The following is a 17,667-nucleotide window of genomic DNA, read 5'->3' as shown; positions in this document are numbered from 1 at the left end:
TGAGTGCGGGGTCTTCCGCGCTCCGGCCACCAACTAGCTTGCCTTCCTGCGCTCCGGGCGCGGCAAATTCGCCGGGTGGACCACTTACTCGACGGCACGGCGCAGCAAATGGGCCGTTGTACCGCCGCTTGTTGACAGCAACATGACGCTGGGCGCCAGCCACCATCGCTTGTGTTGCAGGCTTACGCAGCCTTCGGACGCTTCGCGCCGTACTTCGAACGCGCTTGCTTGCGGTCCTTGACGCCTTGCAGGTCGAGCGAACCGCGCACGATGTGGTAACGCACACCCGGCAAGTCCTTGACACGACCACCGCGGATCAGCACGACCGAGTGTTCCTGCAGGTTGTGGCCTTCACCGCCGATATACGAGATGACCTCGAAACCGTTGGTCAGACGCACCTTGGCGACCTTACGCAGTGCCGAGTTCGGCTTCTTCGGCGTGGTGGTGTACACACGGGTGCACACGCCACGGCGTTGGGGGCAGTTCTCAAGCGCCGGGCTCTTGCTCTTGACGACTTCAGAGACGCGCGGCTTGCGAACCAGTTGGTTGATAGTTGGCATTGTTCAATCCAGCTTGGTTTTACAAAAAAACACCGCTTCGACGACGAATCGGCGGCACGCCCGCAAGCGCGACGACGATCGACGAAACGGTAGGACGGGTTTTGGGCGGGAGCAGGCGAGCAGAACGCTCTGGGACGGGACTGTGTGAACAACCAGACTTGCCAAAGAGCGCGAGCTCGCCTGGGATCCCGCTGGCGAAATCAGTCAGGACTGACTGAACTGCCGGGACGATCGTCGGACACCGGGTGCCGAACGACGCGCGAGCGAAATCCGAAGCCAAAAACTCGAATCCGGCATGCTAGCAGCGCACCGATCAACGGTCAAGCGGTTTACCTGCGCGAACATGTCGGCGCGACGGCAGGCGCCGCATTGCGGCGCTCCACCCGCGTGTCGCCCCGCTGACTATGCCTTCTGCAGCACTTCCAGCAATTCGTCGCCATAGCGTTCCAGCTTGGCCGCGCCGATGCCCGGCACCTCGGCCAGTTCCGCCATGCTGTCGGGCGCGCTGCGCGCCAGTTCGGCCAGCGTCGCATCGTGGAAGATCACATAGGCCGGCACGCCATGCTCGCGCGCCGTCTCGGTGCGCCAGCGGCGCAGCGCCTCCCACTTGGCCAGCTGCTGCTCATCCATCTGGGCGGTATGGTCCACGCGGTTGCCACGCCCGGCCCCTCCCCGTTCGCCGCGCTCGCCGCGCGCCGGCTTGCTGACCTGGCGGCGCAGCGTGATGCTGGTCTCGCCCTTGAGCACCGCCCGCGCCGATTCGCCCAGCAGCAGGGCTCCGTGGCCGCCGTGGTCGATCACCAGCAGGCCGTGCGCGATCAGCTGCCGGAAGATCGCATGCCACTCCGACACCGACCGGTCGGCGCCGATGCCGAAGGTCGACACCTTGTCGTGGCCCCATTGCCGGATCTTCTCGGTCGCGTTGCCGCGCAGCACGTCGATCAGATGGGTGGCGCCGAAGTGCACGCGGCTCGCCTGCGCGGTCCGATAGACGCAGGACAGCGCCATCTGCGCCTCGCGCGTGCCGTCCCAGGTCGCCGGCGGCTCCAGGCAGGTGTCGCAGTTGCCGCAGGGCTCGCTGGATTCGCCGAAATACGCGAGGATGCGCACGCGGCGGCAACCGGCGGTCTCGCACAGGCCCAGCAGCGCGTCGAGCTTGGCCGACGACACGCGCTTGTGCGTCTCGTCGGCCTCCGACTCGTCGATCATCCGCTTCTGCTGCACGACGTCGCCCAGCCCATAGGCCATCCAGGCATTGGCCGGCAGGCCATCGCGGCCGGCCCGGCCGGTCTCCTGGTAATAGCCCTCCATGCTTTTGGGCAGGTCGAGGTGGGCGACGAAGCGGACGTCCGGCTTGTCGATGCCCATGCCGAAGGCGATCGTCGCGACCATCACCAGCCCTTCCTCGTCGCGAAAGCGCGCCTGGTGCTGCTGCCTCACGGCCGCATCCATGCCGGCGTGGTAAGGCAGCGCGTTGATGCCGTGGCCGCGCAGCCAGTCGGCGGTCTCCTCGACCTTGCGGCGCGACAGGCAGTAGACGATGCCGCTGTCGTGGGTGCCGTCCGCGGCCATGTGCTCGGCCTTGATGAAGGCCAGCAGCTGCTGGCGCGCGTTGTCCTTCTCGACGATGCGATAGCGGATATTGGGACGATCGAAGCTCGACAGGAAGACGCGGGCGTCGTGCAGCGCCAGGCGCTCGACGATCTCCTGCCGCGTCACGTCGTCGGCCGTCGCGGTCAGCGCGATGCGCGGCACCTGCGGGAAGCGCTCGTGCAGTACCGACAGCTGGATGTATTCCGGCCGGAAGTCGTGGCCCCACTGCGACACGCAGTGCGCCTCGTCGATCGCGAACAGGCCGACGCGGGTGCGATCCAGCAGATCCTGGAAGCGCGGCGTCATCAGCCGTTCCGGCGCGACGTACAGGATCTCGAGGCGGCCGGCCAGCAGGTCGCGCTCGACCGCCGATGCCTCCGCGCCGGTCAGCGTGGAATTGAGCACCGCGGCGCGCACGCCCGCTTCTGTCAGCGCCGCAACCTGGTCCTGCATCAGCGCGATCAGCGGCGATACCACGATGCCGACGCCATGGCCGGCGCGCTGGCGCAGCAGCGCGGGAATCTGATAGCACAGCGACTTGCCGCCGCCGGTCGGCATCAGCACCAGGCAATCGCCGCCCTCGGCCACGTGTTCGATGATTTCCGCCTGGCGGCCACGGAAGGCGTGATAGCCGAAGACATCCTTGAGTATCGCCAGGGCAGCAGACATAGGAACAGCGGGAAACGGGCAACGTATCGGAAAGGCGTAACCATACCACCGCACCGGCTGGCGATCCCTTCGAATCGTAACGACGCCGGCCATCGCCGGCGTGGCGTCACGGCTGGCTCGATGCGGAGCCCACGGGCTGCCACGCGGGTGCGGCGCGCGGAATCAGGCCTTCGCCGTATCACACTCGGACTCCGCCGATTTGCGAATTTCGTCTCGGGCTTGCGTGACATACGGCGAACGATTCGAGAACCCCAAGTCGGCTTCGGAAACCGCAAGACAGCGCCGTCTCGTGGCGACGAACATCTGCCTCGTCCAATCGTTGTGCAAGCAACGATGACGACGATCAGAACCATCGCAGTCTTTTGGAGTTTCCTGGAGCGTTACCATGCTTGTATCCCCCGTTTCCCCTCCCCAACACCCGGTCCAGCCGCTCGCCGCATCAACGCAGACGCCGGAAGTCGGCGGCGCCGCCCAGGCCGTGTCCCTCAGCGCCGGCATCGGCGCCAGCGGCGACCTGGATCTGTTCGCCGCCGCCACGTTCTATCGCGAACAGGCCAATGAACTGGCCAGGCTGTCGCAGCAGAGCGGCAACTACGAAACCGTGACGCTCAGCGACTCGGAGATCAAGTCGCTGCGCAATGCCGGCGTGCCGATCGACGCCTTCCTGAAGCAATATGGCCAGAAGCTGGGTTCGCGTGAATTCGGCATGCTGTCCGATCTGATCATGAAATCGCTGGAGAAGCCGGGCGGCTTCGCCTCCAGCGACGCCGCACCCACGTCGCCGACCGCGGCCACCGCCACCGTCGCGGCGCGCGCCTACGTCTGAGGCGCTGACGCCACGGTGTACTGCCGCCGGCTCCGAACAGAGGCGAAAAAAAAGCCCGGTGCGATTTCTCGCACCGGGCTTTTCGCTACGGCTTTACAGCGTTACCGCATCGGCCTCAGACCGCCGGGTTGTCCCCGCCGTTCTCGGTGGTGGCATGCACCTCCGACGGCTCCATGAACAGCGACTGCTCTTCGTCGGAGATTGCCTGGGCGCGTTCGCGCTCGGCCGCCTCGCGCGCCTTGCGGGCGCGGTGGTAGGCCAGGCCCGTACCGGCCGGGATCAGACGGCCCACGATCACGTTTTCCTTCAGACCACGCAGGTCGTCGGTCTTGCCCATGATCGCGGCCTCGGTCAGCACGCGCGTCGTTTCCTGGAACGATGCCGCCGAGATGAAGCTGTCGGTCGACAGCGACGCCTTGGTGATACCGAGCAGCAGGTTCTCGTAGGTCGCCGGACGCTTGCCTTCCGCGATCACGCGGTCGTTTTCGTCCAGTAGCTCCGAGCGCTCCACCTGTTCACCCGGGATGAACTTGGTGTCGCCGACATCGACGATCTGCACGCGGCGCAGCATCTGACGCACGATCACTTCGATGTGCTTGTCGTTGATCTTCACGCCCTGCAGACGGTAGACGTCCTGCACTTCATCGACGATGTAGTGCGCCAGCTCCTCGATGCCCTTCAGGCGCAGGATGTCGTGCGGATCCGCCGGACCCTCGACGATCATCTCGCCCTTGTTCACCACCTGACCGTCGTGGACCAGCACCTGCTTTTCCTTGGCGATCAGGAACTCGTGCGCATTGCCGTCGAGGTCGGTGATGACCAGACGCTGCTTGCCCTTGGTGTCCTTGCCGAACGACACGGTACCGGTGACTTCCGCCAGCACGGCGGCGTCCTTCGGCGAACGCGCTTCGAACAGCTCGGCCACACGCGGCAGACCACCGGTAATGTCGCGGGTCTTCTGCGACTCGGTCGGGATACGCGCCAGCACTTCACCGACGTGCACCTGCTGACCATCCTTGACGGTAATCAGCGCGCCGACCTGGAAGCCGATGGTCACGGAGTGGTCCGTGCCCGGAATCTTGACTTCCTGGCCGTTGGCGTCGAGCAGCTTCACCTGCGGGCGCAGGCCCTTGGTGGCAGCCGTACGGCGCTTGGCGTCGATCACGACCAGCGTCGACAGACCGGTGACCTCGTCCATCTGCTTGGCGACGGTCACGCCTTCCTCGACGTTCTCGAACTTGATCGTGCCCGAGTACTCCGACACGATCGGGCGCGTCAGCGCGTCCCACGTCGCCAGCTGCGTGCCCGCCTTGATCGCCTGTCCGTCCTGCACCAGCAGCGTGGCGCCGTACGGGATCTTGTGGCGCTCGCGCTCGCGGCCGTGGTCGTCGGTGATCAGCGCCTCGCCCGAACGCGAGATCACGATCAGTTCGCCCTTGGCGTTGGTCACATAGCGCATCGTCGCGGTGAAGCGCACCGTGCCGGTAGCCTTCGCTTCGACGCTCGAGGCAACCGCCGCGCGCGATGCCGCACCACCGATGTGGAACGTCCGCATCGTCAGCTGCGTGCCCGGCTCGCCGATCGACTGCGCGGCGATCACGCCGACCGCCTCGCCGGTGTTGACCAGCGTGCCGCGGCCCAGATCGCGGCCATAGCACTTGGCGCACAGGCCATAGCGCGTGTCGCACGACAGCGGGGTACGGACCTTGACCTCGTCGACACCGATCTGGTCGATCAGGTCGACCAGATCTTCGTCCAGCAGCGTGCCGGCCTCGATCGCGGTTTCCTGCGTCTCGGGGTTGACCACGTCCGACACCGTCACGCGGCCCAGGATACGGTCGCGCAGCGCTTCGATGACTTCACCGCCCTCGACCAGCGCCTTCATCGCGACGCCGTTGGTGGTGCCGCAATCCTCCTCGACCACCACCAGATCCTGCGTCACGTCGACCAGACGACGGGTCAGGTAACCCGAGTTCGCGGTCTTCAGCGCGGTATCGGCCAGGCCCTTACGGGCGCCGTGGGTCGAGATGAAGTACTGCAGAACGTTCAGGCCTTCGCGGAAGTTCGCGGTAATCGGCGTCTCGATGATCGAGCCGTCCGGCTTGGCCATCAGGCCACGCATACCGGCCAGCTGACGGATCTGCGCCGCGGAACCCCGTGCGCCCGAGTCGGCCATCATGTAGATGGAGTTGAACGACTCCTGCTTGACGGTGTTGCCGTTGCGGTCGACCACGTCCTCGTGCTGCAGCTGCTCCATCATCGCCTTGCCGACCTGGTCGCCGGCGGCGCCCCAGATGTCCACGACGTTGTTGTAGCGCTCCTGGTCCGTCACCAGACCCGACATGTACTGCTTGTCGTATTCCTTCACCTTGGCCGCGGCGTCGGCGATGATCTTTTCCTTCTGCGGCGGCACCAGCATGTCGTCGATCGCGATCGAGATACCGGCGCGCGTGGCCAGGCGGAAGCCCGACTGCAGCAGCTTGTCGGCGAAGATCACCGTCTCGCGCAGGCCGCACTTGCGGAATGCGGTGTTGATCAGGCGCGAGATTTCCTTCTTCTTCAGCGGCTTGTTCAGCACCGAGAACGGCAGGCCCTTCGGCAGGATCTCGGACAGGATCGCGCGGCCGACCGTGGTGGCCTGCAGCGTGACCTTCGGCGCGAAACGCGCGTCGCCCTCGGCGTCCTTGTCGACCAGCTCATACTCGGTGATGCGCACGTTCACGCGCGAAGCCAGTTCGACTTCCTTGTTCTCGTAGGCGCGGATCACCTCGCTGACGTCGGCGAAGGTCATGCCCTCGCCCTTGCCGTTGATCTTGTCGCGGGTGGTGTAGTACAGGCCCAGCACCACGTCCTGCGACGGCACGATCGACGGATCGCCGTTGGCCGGGAACAGCACGTTGTTCGACGCCAGCATCAGCGTGCGGGCTTCCATCTGCGCTTCCAGCGACAGCGGCACGTGGACGGCCATCTGGTCGCCGTCGAAGTCGGCGTTGAACGCCGCGCAGACCAGCGGATGCAGCTGGATCGCCTTGCCTTCGATCAGCACCGGTTCGAAGGCCTGGATGCCCAGGCGGTGCAGCGTCGGCGCGCGGTTCAGCATCACCGGGTGCTCGCGGATCACCTCTTCGAGGATGTCCCACACGACCGGCGTCTGGCTCTCGACTTCCTTCTTGGCCGCCTTGATGGTGGTGGCGATGCCCATCGTTTCCAGCTTGTGGAAGATGAAGGGCTTGAACAGCTCCAGCGCCATCAGCTTGGGCAGGCCGCACTGGTGCAGCTTCAGCGTCGGACCGACCACGATGACCGAACGGCCGGAGTAGTCGACGCGCTTGCCCAGCAGGTTCTGACGGAAACGACCGCCCTTGCCCTTGATCATCTCGGCCAGCGACTTCAGCGGGCGCTTGTTGGCGCCGGTCATCGCCTTGCCGCGACGGCCGTTGTCCAGCAGCGAGTCGACCGCTTCCTGCAGCATGCGCTTTTCGTTGCGCACGATGATTTCGGGGGCCTTCAGCTCGAGCAGGCGCTTCAACCGGTTGTTGCGGTTGATCACGCGGCGATACAGGTCGTTCAGGTCCGAGGTCGCGAAGCGGCCGCCGTCCAACGGCACCAGCGGACGCAGTTCGGGCGGCAGCACCGGCAGCACTTCGAGGATCATCCACTCGGGCTTGATGCCCGAACGCTGGAAGGCCTCGAGCACCTTCAGGCGCTTGGCGTACTTCTTGATCTTGGCTTCGGAACCGGTGGCCTGCAGCTCGGCGCGGATCTGTTCGATCTGCTTCTCGATGTCGATGCCGCGCAGCAGTTCACGGATGCCCTCGGCACCCATCATCGCGACGAACTCGCCCTCGCCGTACTCCTCGCACTTCGCGATGTAGTCGTCCTCGGACATGATCTGGCTCTTCTTGAGCGGGGTCATGCCGGGCTCGAGCACCACGAACGCTTCGAAATACAGCACGCGCTCGATGTCGCGCAGCGTCATGTCGAGCACCATGCCCAGACGCGACGGCAGCGACTTCAGGAACCAGATGTGCGCGGTCGGCGCGGCCAGTTCGATATGGCCCATGCGCTCGCGGCGCACCTTCGCCAGCGTCACTTCGACGCCGCACTTCTCGCAGATCACGCCACGGTGCTTCAGGCGCTTGTACTTGCCGCACAGGCACTCGTAGTCCTTGATCGGACCGAAGATCTTGGCGCAGAACAGACCATCGCGCTCGGGCTTGAACGTACGGTAGTTGATGGTTTCCGGCTTCTTGACTTCGCCGTACGACCACGAGCGGATCTTCTCGGGCGAGGCCAGACCGATCTTGATCGCGTCGAACTGCTCTTCCTGCTGAACCTGCTTAAAGAGATCGAGCAATGCTTTCATTGCAACTCCTTGTTTCGCCGCCGGCCCGAGGTAACGGGCCGCCGGCATTCATCCTGTGGGAAATCCGCCGGAGACGGCTTCACTGCCGTCCCCGTTTCGATCTGACGATCAATAGCGATCCAGATCGATATCGATACCCAGCGAGCGGATTTCCTTCACCAGCACGTTGAACGACTCCGGCATGCCGGCATCGATCGAGTGCTCGCCCTTGACGATGTTTTCGTACACCTTGGTACGGCCGTTCACGTCGTCGGACTTGACCGTCAGCATTTCCTGCAGCACGTAGGAGGCGCCATACGCTTCCAGCGCCCACACTTCCATCTCGCCGAAACGCTGGCCGCCGAACTGCGCCTTGCCGCCCAGCGGCTGCTGGGTGACCAGCGAGTACGGGCCGGTCGAGCGGGCGTGCATCTTGTCGTCGACCAGGTGGTGCAGCTTGAGCATGTGCATCACACCCAGCGTGACCGGACGCTCGAACGCTTCGCCGGTGCGGCCGTCGTACAGCGTGACCTGCTGCTTGGACGCCGTCAGGCCCTTCTCCTTGGCCACCTCGTCCGGATACGCCAGATCCAGCATGCGGCGGATTTCGGCCTCGTGCGCGCCGTCGAACACCGGGGTCGCGAAGGGCACGCCCTTCTTCAGGTTGTTCGCCAGCTCCAGCACTTCGGCATCCGACAGGCTGTCGAGGTCTTCGGCCTTGCCGCTCTCGTTGTAGATCTGAGCGAGCAGGGCGCGCAGTTCCTGCGCCTTGGCCTGTGCCTTCAGCATGTCGCCGATGCGCTGGCCCAGACCGCGCGCGGCCCAGCCCAGGTGGGTCTCGAGAATCTGACCCACGTTCATCCGCGACGGCACGCCGAGCGGGTTCAGCACGATGTCGGCAGGCGTGCCGTCGGCCATGTAGGGCATGTCCTCGATCGGCACGATCTTCGACACCACGCCCTTGTTGCCGTGACGGCCGGCCATCTTGTCGCCAGGCTGCAGGCGGCGCTTGACGGCCAGGTACACCTTGACCATCTTGATCACGCCCGGGGGCAGCTCGTCGCCCTGGGTCAGCTTCTTGCGCTTTTCCTCGAAGGCCAGGTCGAACTCGTGGCGCTTCTGCTCGATCGCTTCCTTGACCGCCTCGAGCTGGGCCGCGACTTCCTCGTCGGCCGGACGGATGTCGAACCAGTGGTACTTGTCCAGATCGTCCAGGTACTCCTTGGTCAGCTTCGCGCCCTTGGCCAGCTTCTTCGGACCGCCGTTGACGGTCTTGTCGATCAGCAGGCGCTCCAGACGCTGGAAGGCGTCGCCCTCGACGATACGCAGCTGGTCGTTCAGGTCCAGGCGATAGCGCTTCAGTTCGTCGTCGATGATCGACTGCGCGCGCTTGTCGCGGGTCACGCCCTCACGGGTGAAGACCTGCACGTCGATCACGATGCCGCTCATGCCCGAGGGCACGCGCAGCGAGGTGTCCTTCACGTCGGACGCCTTCTCGCCGAAGATCGCGCGCAGCAGCTTCTCTTCCGGCGTCAGCTGGGTCTCGCCCTTGGGCGTGACCTTGCCGACCAGCACGTCGCCGGCCTCGACCTCGGCACCGATGTAGGTGATGCCGGACTCGTCCAGACGGGCCAGTTGCGCTTCAGCCAGGTTCGAGATGTCGCGCGTGATTTCCTCGGGTCCGAGCTTGGTGTCGCGGGCGACCACCGACAGCTCCTCGATGTGGATCGAGGTGTAGCGGTCTTCGGCAACGACCCGTTCCGAGATCAGGATCGAATCTTCGAAGTTGTAGCCGTTCCAGGGCATGAACGCGACCAGCATGTTCTGGCCGAGCGCGAGCTCGCCCAGATCGGTCGAGGCGCCGTCGGCAATCACGTCGCCGCGGGCCACGTGGTCGCCCACCTTGACCATCGGACGCTGGTTGATGTTCGTGTTCTGGTTCGAACGCGTGTACTTGATCAGGTTGTAGATGTCCACGCCGACTTCGCCGGCCACGGCTTCGTCGTCGTTGACACGGATCACGATACGGTTCGCGTCGACATAGTCGACCACGCCGCCACGGGTCGCCTGCACGGCGGTGCCCGAGTCGACCGCGACGGTGCGCTCGATGCCGGTGCCGACCAGCGGCTTGTCCGGACGCAGGCAAGGCACGGCCTGACGCTGCATGTTCGCGCCCATCAGTGCACGGTTCGCGTCATCGTGCTCGAGGAACGGCACCAGCGAGGCCGCGGCCGACACGATCTGCGACGGCGCCACGTCGATGTACTGCACGCGGTCCGGCGTGACCATGCGGGTCTCGCGCTCGCTGCCTTCGCGCGCCGACACCAGTTCGTCGATCAGGTTGCCTTCGGCATCGACCGTCGCGTTGGCCTGCGCCACCACGTACTTGCCTTCCTCGATCGCCGACAGGTAGTCGACCTGGTCGGTCAGCTTGCCGTTCTCGACCTTGCGGTACGGCGTTTCCAGGAAGCCGTACTCGTTCAGGCGGGCGTACAGTGCCAGCGAGTTGATCAGACCGATGTTCGGACCTTCCGGCGTTTCGATCGGGCACACGCGGCCATAGTGGGTCGGGTGCACGTCGCGGACTTCGAAGCCCGCGCGTTCGCGCGTCAGGCCGCCCGGGCCCAGAGCGGACACGCGGCGCTTGTGCGTGATCTCGGACAGCGGGTTGGTCTGGTCCATGAACTGCGACAGCTGCGACGAACCGAAGAACTCGCGGATCGCCGACGAGATCGGCTTCGAGTTGATCAGGTCGTGCGGCATCAGGTTCTCGGTCTCGGCCTGGCCCAGACGTTCCTTGACGGCGCGCTCCACGCGCGACAGGCCGGCGCGGAACTGGTTCTCGGCCAGTTCGCCGACGCAACGCACGCGGCGGTTGCCCAGGTGGTCGATGTCGTCGACTTCGCCCTTGCCGTTGCGCAGGTTGACCAGGATCTTGATGGTCTCGAGGATGTCCTCGTCCTGCAGCACCATGCTGCCCTCGCCGCTCGGGCGGCCCAGGCGGCTGTTGACCTTCATGCGGCCCACGCGCGACAGGTCGTACGACTCTTCGCTGTAGAACAGGCGCTGGAACAGCGCTTCGACGGCGTCCTCGGTGGGCGGCTCGCCCGGGCGCATCATCCGGTAGATCGCGATACGGGCCGCGGTCTGGTCGGCGGTGTCGTCGGTGCGCAGGGTCTGCGAGATGTACGGACCCTGATCCAGATCGTTGGTGTACAGCGTCTGGATCTGCTTGACGCCGGCTTCGCGCAGCGACTCGAGCAGCGTTTCGGTCAGCTCGTCGTTGGCGTTGGCAATCACCTCGCCGGTATCCGGGTCGATGATGTTCTTGGCCAGCACGCGGCCCAGCAGATAGTCTTCCGGCACGCTGATCAGCTTGGTGCCGGCGGACTCCAGGTCACGGATGTGCTTGGCGTTGATCCGCTTGTCCTTCTCGACCACGACACGGCCGTTCTTGTCGGCAATGTCGAAGCGCGCGACTTCGCCGCGCAGGCGCTCGGGCACGAACTCCAGCTGCGCGCCTTCGGCCTGCAGCGTGAAGTTGTCGAACACGAAGAAGTGCGCGAGGATCTGTTCCGGCGTCAGGCCGATCGACTTGAGCAGGATCGTCACCGGCATCTTGCGGCGGCGGTCGACGCGGAAGTACAGGATGTCCTTCGGGTCGAACTCGAAGTCCAGCCACGAGCCGCGGTACGGAATGATCCGTGCCGAGAACAGCAGCTTGCCCGAGCTGTGCGTCTTGCCCTTGTCGTGCTCGAAGAACACGCCCGGCGAACGGTGCAGCTGGGAGACGATCACGCGCTCGGTGCCGTTGATCACGAACGAGCCGGTCGAGGTCATCAGCGGGATCTCGCCCATGTAGACTTCCTGCTCCTTGACCTCCTTGACCTTGCCCGGATTCTCGCGATCGTTGATGATCAGGCGAACCTTGGCGCGCAGGGCCGAGTGGAAGGTCAGGCCGCGCTGCTGACATTCCTTGACGTCGAACGGCGGGTTGGACAGGTGGTACGACACGAACTCCATACGGGCGAGCCCGTTATGGGAGACGATGGGGAAAATTGCGTTGAAGGCCGCTTGCAGGCCTTCGCTCTTGCGACGCGCGGGTGGCGTATCCGCTTGCAAGAACTGGGTGTACGATTCGATCTGGGTGGCTAGCAGGAATGGAACCTGGTGAACCGTCGCGCGCTTCGCAAAGCTTTTGCGAATGCGCTTCTTTTCGGTGAAGCTGTACGCCATGGGATCTCCGAATCATCGCAGGGCTGGCTGGACCTGACCGGCGCCTGAGGTGTTCAGCGACTGGGAGGGGATTTGGCGGTTGGCCGCTACCAACCTCTGGCTGACGGTGTCCGCGCGCTGCGAACCGGCGCCATCATCCACGCGCGCCGGTCCGGGGAACACCCGACCAAACTTGTCTTCTGCAGTCGGTTCAGAAGACAAACATCAGCAGCAACCGCTTAGTGTGCCACTGATGTTTGGCCTCTGCTGCGGCCCCGAGGTTCACCCCGACGCCGAGTAGGCAATGCATCACTTCATGCGCGATGGGGTGTCCTATAAAACACACATCACAGAAGCGCAAAAAGGCTGGCGCCGGGATTTCCCCTTTGCCAGCCCCATTCGCGTGCCGGAGGGCACGCGAGTACCACTTACTTGACTTCGACCTTCGCGCCGGCTTCTTCCAGCTTCTTCTTGGCCTCGTCGGCGGTAGCCTTGTCCACGCCTTCCTTGACGGGCTTCGGTGCGCCATCGACCAGGTCCTTGGCTTCCTTCAGGCCCAGGCCGGTGATTTCGCGAACTGCCTTGATGACGCCGACCTTGTTCGCGCCGACTTCGGCCAGCACGACGTTGAATTCGGTCTTCTCTTCAGCAGCGGCGCCAGCGCCAGCAGCGCCCGGAGCGGCGGCCACGGCCATCGCAGCGGCGGACACGCCAAACTTCTCTTCGAACGCCTTGACCAGGTCGTTCAGTTCCATCACGGACATCGCGCCAACGGCTTCGAGGATGTCGTCTTTGGTGATTGCCATTTGGAAATACTCCTAGATTTGATTCGGTATCGGTATTGCGATCGGGACGAGCCTGACCTTAGGCCGCGGCGCCTTCCTCGGCGGGGGCACCTTCGCTCTTCTTCTCGGCCAGCGCGGCCAGCAGGCGGGCAAAGCCCGACACCGGCGCTTGCATGACGCCAAGCAGCTGAGCAATCAGTTGGTCGCGGCTCGGGATCGAGGCCAGCGCCTTGACGGCGTTGACGTCGAGCACCTTGCCGTCGAACGAACCGGCGCGCAGGACCAGCTTGTCGTTGGTCTTGGCGAAGTCGTTCAGAACCTTGGCCGAGGCCACTGCATCTTCGGAAATCCCGTAGATCAGCGGACCGGTCAGTTGCTCCGCGAGCGCGGCAAACGGCGTACCTTCCACGGCGCGGCGGGCCAGCGTGTTCTTCAGAACGCGCAGGTAGACGCCTTGCTCGCGGGCGGTGGCACGCAGCTTGGTCAGATCGCCAACCGTGATGCCGCGATATTCGGCCACGACGATGGTCTGGGCTTTGGCGACTTGCGCCGACACCTCAGCAACGACGGCCTTCTTATCTTCAATATTGAGTGGCACGGTTAAGCTCCAAAACGATGCGTGGTACTCCGGCGACGGAGGACCTTGCATCAGTCCAAACGAACGGCGTCCGATTGGCCCGAATCACCCGGGGGTCTCGCCCCGGACCATTCCAACCTTCGGGTTCGCCATCTACGCTGGCGGGCAGGTTGCCGTCACCTTGCTGCCGTGTACGGTCCCACCGATTAAGGCCATGCCGCAGCTTGCGCGCGAACAATGACCGCCAGCGGTCTTTGATAACCAGCGGGACCGGCGTCTGACGCCGGCACCACTGCCCAAAGCCTTTCTCTGGCCCGCCGTGGCGGACCGGTTCCGGCGCAGGGCCGGAACCTCGAATGCTTTCGCCGACCGGTGTTATCGGGTCCGGTCAGCGCGATGCCAACCGCTTAGGCGGCCAGCGAAGCCTGGTCGACGCGAACGCCCACGCCCATGGTCGACGAGACCGCGATCTTGCGCAGGTAGACACCCTTGCTGGTGGCCGGCTTGGCCTTGACCAGCGCGTCGATCAGCGCCGACAGGTTGCTCTTGAGCGCGGCGTCCTCGAACGAACGGCGGCCGATGGTCGCGTGGATGATACCGGCCTTGTCGACGCGGAACTGGACTTGACCGGCCTTGGCGTTCTTGACTGCCTGGGCCACGTCGGGAGTCACGGTACCGACCTTCGGGTTCGGCATCAGGCCGCGCGGGCCCAGGATCTGGCCCAGCGTACCGACGATGCGCATCGTGTCCGGCGAAGCGATCACGACGTCAAAGTTCAGGTTGCCGGCCTTCACTTGTTCGGCCAGGTCTTCCATGCCGACCACGTCGGCGCCGGCGGCCTTGGCCGCTTCAGCCTTGTCGCCCTGGGCGAACACCGCCACGCGGACGGTCTTGCCGGTACCGGCGGGCAGCACCACCGAGCCACGAACCACCTGGTCCGACTTCTTGGCGTCGATGCCCAGCTGCACGGCGACGTCGATCGACTCGTCGAACTTGGCCGACGCGCATTCCTTGACCAGGCCCAGCGCCTCGTCGATCGGGTAGAACTTGGTGCGCTCGATCTTGGCCTTGTTGGCCGCTACGCGCTTCGAAACCTTAGCCATTTACAGACCCTCCACGGTGATACCCATCGAGCGGGCCGAGCCGGCGATGGTGCGCACTGCCGCGTCCAGATCGGCGGCGGTCAGGTCGGCGTTCTTGGCCTTGGCGATGTCTTCAGCCTGGGCGCGGGTGATCTTGCCAACCTTGTCGGTGTGCGGCTTGGCCGAACCCTTGGTGATGCCGGCAGCCTTCTTGATCAGCACGGTGGCCGGAGGCGACTTCATCACGAAGGTGAAGCTCTTGTCGGCGTAGGCGGTGATCACCACCGGCACCGGCAGGCCGGGCTCCATACCCTGGGTCTGCGCGTTGAACGCCTTGCAGAACTCCATGATGTTCAGGCCGCGCTGACCCAGTGCCGGGCCCACGGGCGGGGAGGGGTTCGCTTTACCAGCCGGGATCTGCAGCTTGATAAAGCCAATAATCTTCTTGGCCATCTTTACTCCAATCCGGACCGCTGCACCTTGGGCAATCGGTCCTGTTGAGTCGTAACGCGCTGTCGCCGTCCGCCTGCGGCGGGACCGGCCTCACGCTCCTCTTGTGCCCCTTGCGGAGCGTCGCCGGCCGCACCGCCCGAAAACGGCGCGACCCTGCGAATCCTGTGACGATCAGACCTTCTCGACCTGGCCGAACTCGAGCTCGACCGGGGTGGCACGACCGAAGATGGTCACCGAGACGCGCAGGCGCGACTTCTCGTAATTGACCTCTTCCACGTTGCCGTTGAAGTCGGTGAACGGGCCGTCCTTGACGCGCACCATTTCGCCCACCTCGAACAGCGTCTTGGGCCGCGGCTTTTCGACGCCTTCCTGCATCTGCGTCATGATCTTGTCGACTTCCTTCTGGGAAATCGGGCTCGGACGGTTGCGCGCGCCGCCGACAAAACCGGTGACCTTGCTGGTGTTCTTGACCAGGTGCCACGTCTCGTCGGTCATCTCCATTTCCACGAGCACGTAGCCCGGGAAGAAGCGCCGCTCGGTCACCGAACGCTGACCGCCCTTCATTTCGATCACTTCCTCGGACGGCACCAGGATGCGTCCGAACTTGTCCTGCATCTCCGCGCGCTCGATGCGTTCCTGCAGTGCGCGCTGCACGCTCTTCTCCATGCCGGAGTAAGCGTGGACCACGTACCAGCGCTTCTTCGAAGGCGGCTGCGTAGGAGTGGATTCCTGCTTTGCGTCGTCCGTCATGTCCTTTCCCTTATTTCCAGCCCAGCACGAGGGAGAAGATCACCCACTCGATCAGTTTGTCGGCCGACCACAAGAACAGCGCCATCACGACCACGAAGACGAACACCAGGCCCGTCATCTGTCCGGCTTCCTTGCGGGTCGGCCACACCACCTTGCGGACTTCCCGGTACGATTCCCTGGCGAATCCCACGAATTCCTTGCCCGGCGCGGACACCAGCGCGACGATCACGCCGAGCGCGATGCCAACGAACAGCGCGGCGCCGCGCACGTAGGCAGGCTGTTGTGCCAGCGCGTAGAAACCGATCACGCCGGCCACCACGAGCAGCACGGCCACGCCCAGCAGCCACTTGCCACTGGAGGTGTTGACGGTTTCGACGTTGGGATTGGCCATGTTTCGCAAACGAGACTAAGCCGCGTCACGATGGATCCTCTGTGGATCCGCCCGACGCGGCTGATTGAATTGGCAGGGGCAGAGGGAATCGAACCCCCAACCTTCGGTTTTGGAGACCGACGCTCTGCCAGTTGAGCTATACCCCTAAAACAACTTTGGGGTCGGCTGGAGCCAACCCCACTGGCGGCAAACGCGGCCGGTTGGTGCCGCGCTTGCTGTCGTGACTGCTTAGTCCAGGATCTTGGCGACGACGCCGGCGCCGACGGTGCGGCCGCCTTCACGGATGGCGAAGCGCAGGCCCTCTTCCATCGCGATCGGGGCGATCAGCTTGACGGTGATCGACACGTTGTCGCCCGGCATGACCATTTCCTTGTCCTTCGGCAGCTCGATCGAGCCGGTCACGTCGGTCGTACGGAAATAGAACTGCGGACGGTAGTTGTTGAAGAACGGGGTGTGACGGCCGCCTTCGTCCTTCGACAGGATGTACACCTCGCCGGTGAAGTGCGTGTGCGGCTTGATCGAACCCGGCTTGCACAGCACCTGGCCGCGCTCGACGTCTTCACGCTTGGTGCCGCGCAGCAGCAGACCGACGTTGTCGCCAGCCTGGCCCTGGTCCAGCAGCTTGCGGAACATTTCCACGCCGGTGCAGGTGGTCTTGACCGTCGGGCGGATACCGACGATTTCGATTTCCTCGCCGACCTTGATCACGCCACGCTCGATACGGCCGGTCACCACGGTACCGCGGCCCGAGATCGAGAACACGTCTTCGACCGGCATCAGGAACGTGCCGTCCACGGCGCGCTCCGGCGTCGGGATGTAGGTGTCCAGCGCCTCGGCCAGGCGCATGATCGCCTCTTCGCCCAGGTCGCCCTTGTCGCCTTCGAGCGCCAGCTTGGCCGAACCCTTGATGATCGGGGTGTCGTCGCCGGGGAACTCGTACTTCGACAGCAGCTCGCGCACTTCCATTTCCACCAGCTCGAGCAGCTCGGCGTCGTCCACCATGTCGCACTTGTTCAGGAACACGATGATGTACGGCACGCCCACCTGACGGGCCAGCAGGATGTGTTCGCGCGTCTGCGGCATCGGGCCGTCAGCGGCCGAGCACACCAGGATCGCGCCGTCCATCTGCGCGGCGCCCGTGATCATGTTCTTGACGTAGTCGGCGTGGCCCGGGCAGTCAACGTGCGCGTAGTGGCGGTTGGCCGTCTCGTACTCGACGTGCGCGGTGTTGATGGTAATACCGCGTGCCTTCTCTTCCGGCGCCGCATCGATTTCGTCGTACTTCTTCGCGGCACCGCCGAACTTCGAAGCCAGCACCGTCGCAATCGCCGCCGTCAGCGTCGTCTTGCCGTGGTCAACGTGACCAATCGTACCAACGTTCACGTGCGGCTTGGTCCGCTCGAACTTTTCCTTTGCCATTT

12 protein-coding genes and 1 tRNA gene are annotated in these 17,667 nt (G+C 64.6%); 1 reads left to right on the top strand and 12 read right to left on the bottom strand.

Annotation, left to right across the window (positions count from 1 at the left end):
* Positions 1–182: 182 nt before the first annotated feature.
* Complete coding sequence (rpsL, locus tag F7Q96_RS23595; RefSeq protein ID WP_010810460.1) at positions 183–560, bottom strand: 30S ribosomal protein S12; 378 nt, start codon at positions 558–560, stop codon at positions 183–185.
* Between the two features lie 402 nt (positions 561–962).
* Positions 963–2,822 carry a DNA helicase RecQ gene (gene recQ, locus F7Q96_RS23590; RefSeq protein WP_053822682.1) on the bottom strand — a complete coding sequence of 620 codons (1,860 nt, stop codon included), beginning with the start codon at positions 2,820–2,822 and terminating at the stop codon, positions 963–965.
* Between the two features lie 385 nt (positions 2,823–3,207).
* On the opposite strand from recQ, the gene F7Q96_RS23585 reads away from it, so the two are divergent.
* Entirely contained in the window at positions 3,208–3,648 is a 441-nt protein-coding gene (locus F7Q96_RS23585; protein ID WP_144425848.1) for a hypothetical protein, read from the top strand.
* Positions 3,649–3,763: 115 nt separating this feature from the next.
* Here F7Q96_RS23585 and rpoC read toward each other — a convergent pair whose 3' ends face one another.
* From rpoC to tuf, 10 genes are all read right to left on the bottom strand, one after another.
* Positions 3,764–8,014 (bottom strand): DNA-directed RNA polymerase subunit beta', encoded by a 4,251-nt coding sequence (gene rpoC / locus F7Q96_RS23580; protein ID WP_053822684.1) that lies wholly within the window; start codon positions 8,012–8,014, stop codon positions 3,764–3,766.
* 108 nt (positions 8,015–8,122) lie between these two features.
* Complete coding sequence (gene rpoB / locus F7Q96_RS23575; protein ID WP_053822685.1) at positions 8,123–12,229, bottom strand: DNA-directed RNA polymerase subunit beta; 4,107 nt, start codon at positions 12,227–12,229, stop codon at positions 8,123–8,125.
* A gap of 407 nt (positions 12,230–12,636) precedes the next feature.
* Complete coding sequence (gene rplL, locus F7Q96_RS23570) at positions 12,637–13,014, bottom strand: 50S ribosomal protein L7/L12 (protein ID WP_053822686.1); 378 nt, start codon at positions 13,012–13,014, stop codon at positions 12,637–12,639.
* Between the two features lie 58 nt (positions 13,015–13,072).
* Entirely contained in the window at positions 13,073–13,591 is a 519-nt protein-coding gene (gene rplJ / locus F7Q96_RS23565; RefSeq protein WP_023264956.1) for a 50S ribosomal protein L10, read from the bottom strand.
* 386 nt (positions 13,592–13,977) lie between these two features.
* Positions 13,978–14,673, bottom strand: a complete 696-nt coding sequence (gene rplA, locus F7Q96_RS23560) for a 50S ribosomal protein L1 (protein WP_053822687.1) — start codon at positions 14,671–14,673, stop codon at positions 13,978–13,980.
* Positions 14,674–15,105 carry a 50S ribosomal protein L11 gene (rplK, locus tag F7Q96_RS23555; RefSeq protein WP_053822688.1) on the bottom strand — a complete coding sequence of 144 codons (432 nt, stop codon included), beginning with the start codon at positions 15,103–15,105 and terminating at the stop codon, positions 14,674–14,676. It abuts the gene before it with no gap.
* Between the two features lie 171 nt (positions 15,106–15,276).
* The gene (gene nusG, locus F7Q96_RS23550) at positions 15,277–15,855 is read right to left on the bottom strand and encodes a transcription termination/antitermination protein NusG (RefSeq protein ID WP_006576494.1); all 579 of its coding nucleotides are present in this window, start codon (positions 15,853–15,855) and stop codon (positions 15,277–15,279) included.
* A gap of 10 nt (positions 15,856–15,865) precedes the next feature.
* Positions 15,866–16,246, bottom strand: a complete 381-nt coding sequence (gene secE / locus F7Q96_RS23545) for a preprotein translocase subunit SecE (protein WP_053822689.1) — start codon at positions 16,244–16,246, stop codon at positions 15,866–15,868.
* Between the two features lie 70 nt (positions 16,247–16,316).
* Positions 16,317–16,392 (bottom strand) — tRNA-Trp (locus tag F7Q96_RS23540).
* Between the two features lie 82 nt (positions 16,393–16,474).
* A complete protein-coding gene (gene tuf / locus F7Q96_RS23535; protein WP_053822680.1) occupies positions 16,475–17,665 on the bottom strand; it encodes an elongation factor Tu in 1,191 nt (396 codons plus the stop codon).
* Positions 17,666–17,667 lie beyond the last annotated feature (2 nt).

It is taken from the genome of Cupriavidus gilardii, assembly GCF_008801915.1.
Lineage (GTDB): Bacteria > Pseudomonadota > Gammaproteobacteria > Burkholderiales > Burkholderiaceae > Cupriavidus > Cupriavidus gilardii.
This window is presented reverse-complemented; position numbering and strand designations above follow the sequence as displayed.

What these genes read in the sequence shown, in the direction of transcription:
- rpsL (WP_010810460.1), bottom strand. Translation starts at nt 560, where the DNA reads ATGCCAACTATCAACCAACTGGTTCGCAAGCCGCGCGTCTCTGAAGTC.
- recQ (WP_053822682.1), bottom strand. Translation starts at nt 2,822, where the DNA reads ATGTCTGCTGCCCTGGCGATACTCAAGGATGTCTTCGGCTATCACGCC.
- F7Q96_RS23585 (WP_144425848.1), top strand. Translation starts at nt 3,208, where the DNA reads ATGCTTGTATCCCCCGTTTCCCCTCCCCAACACCCGGTCCAGCCGCTC.
- rpoC (WP_053822684.1), bottom strand. Translation starts at nt 8,014, where the DNA reads ATGAAAGCATTGCTCGATCTCTTTAAGCAGGTTCAGCAGGAAGAGCAG.
- rpoB (WP_053822685.1), bottom strand. Translation starts at nt 12,229, where the DNA reads ATGGCGTACAGCTTCACCGAAAAGAAGCGCATTCGCAAAAGCTTTGCG.
- rplL (WP_053822686.1), bottom strand. Translation starts at nt 13,014, where the DNA reads ATGGCAATCACCAAAGACGACATCCTCGAAGCCGTTGGCGCGATGTCC.
- rplA (WP_053822687.1), bottom strand. Translation starts at nt 14,673, where the DNA reads ATGGCTAAGGTTTCGAAGCGCGTAGCGGCCAACAAGGCCAAGATCGAG.
- rplK (WP_053822688.1), bottom strand. Translation starts at nt 15,105, where the DNA reads ATGGCCAAGAAGATTATTGGCTTTATCAAGCTGCAGATCCCGGCTGGT.
- nusG (WP_006576494.1), bottom strand. Translation starts at nt 15,855, where the DNA reads ATGACGGACGACGCAAAGCAGGAATCCACTCCTACGCAGCCGCCTTCG.
- secE (WP_053822689.1), bottom strand. Translation starts at nt 16,246, where the DNA reads ATGGCCAATCCCAACGTCGAAACCGTCAACACCTCCAGTGGCAAGTGG.
- tuf (WP_053822680.1), bottom strand. Translation starts at nt 17,665, where the DNA reads ATGGCAAAGGAAAAGTTCGAGCGGACCAAGCCGCACGTGAACGTTGGT.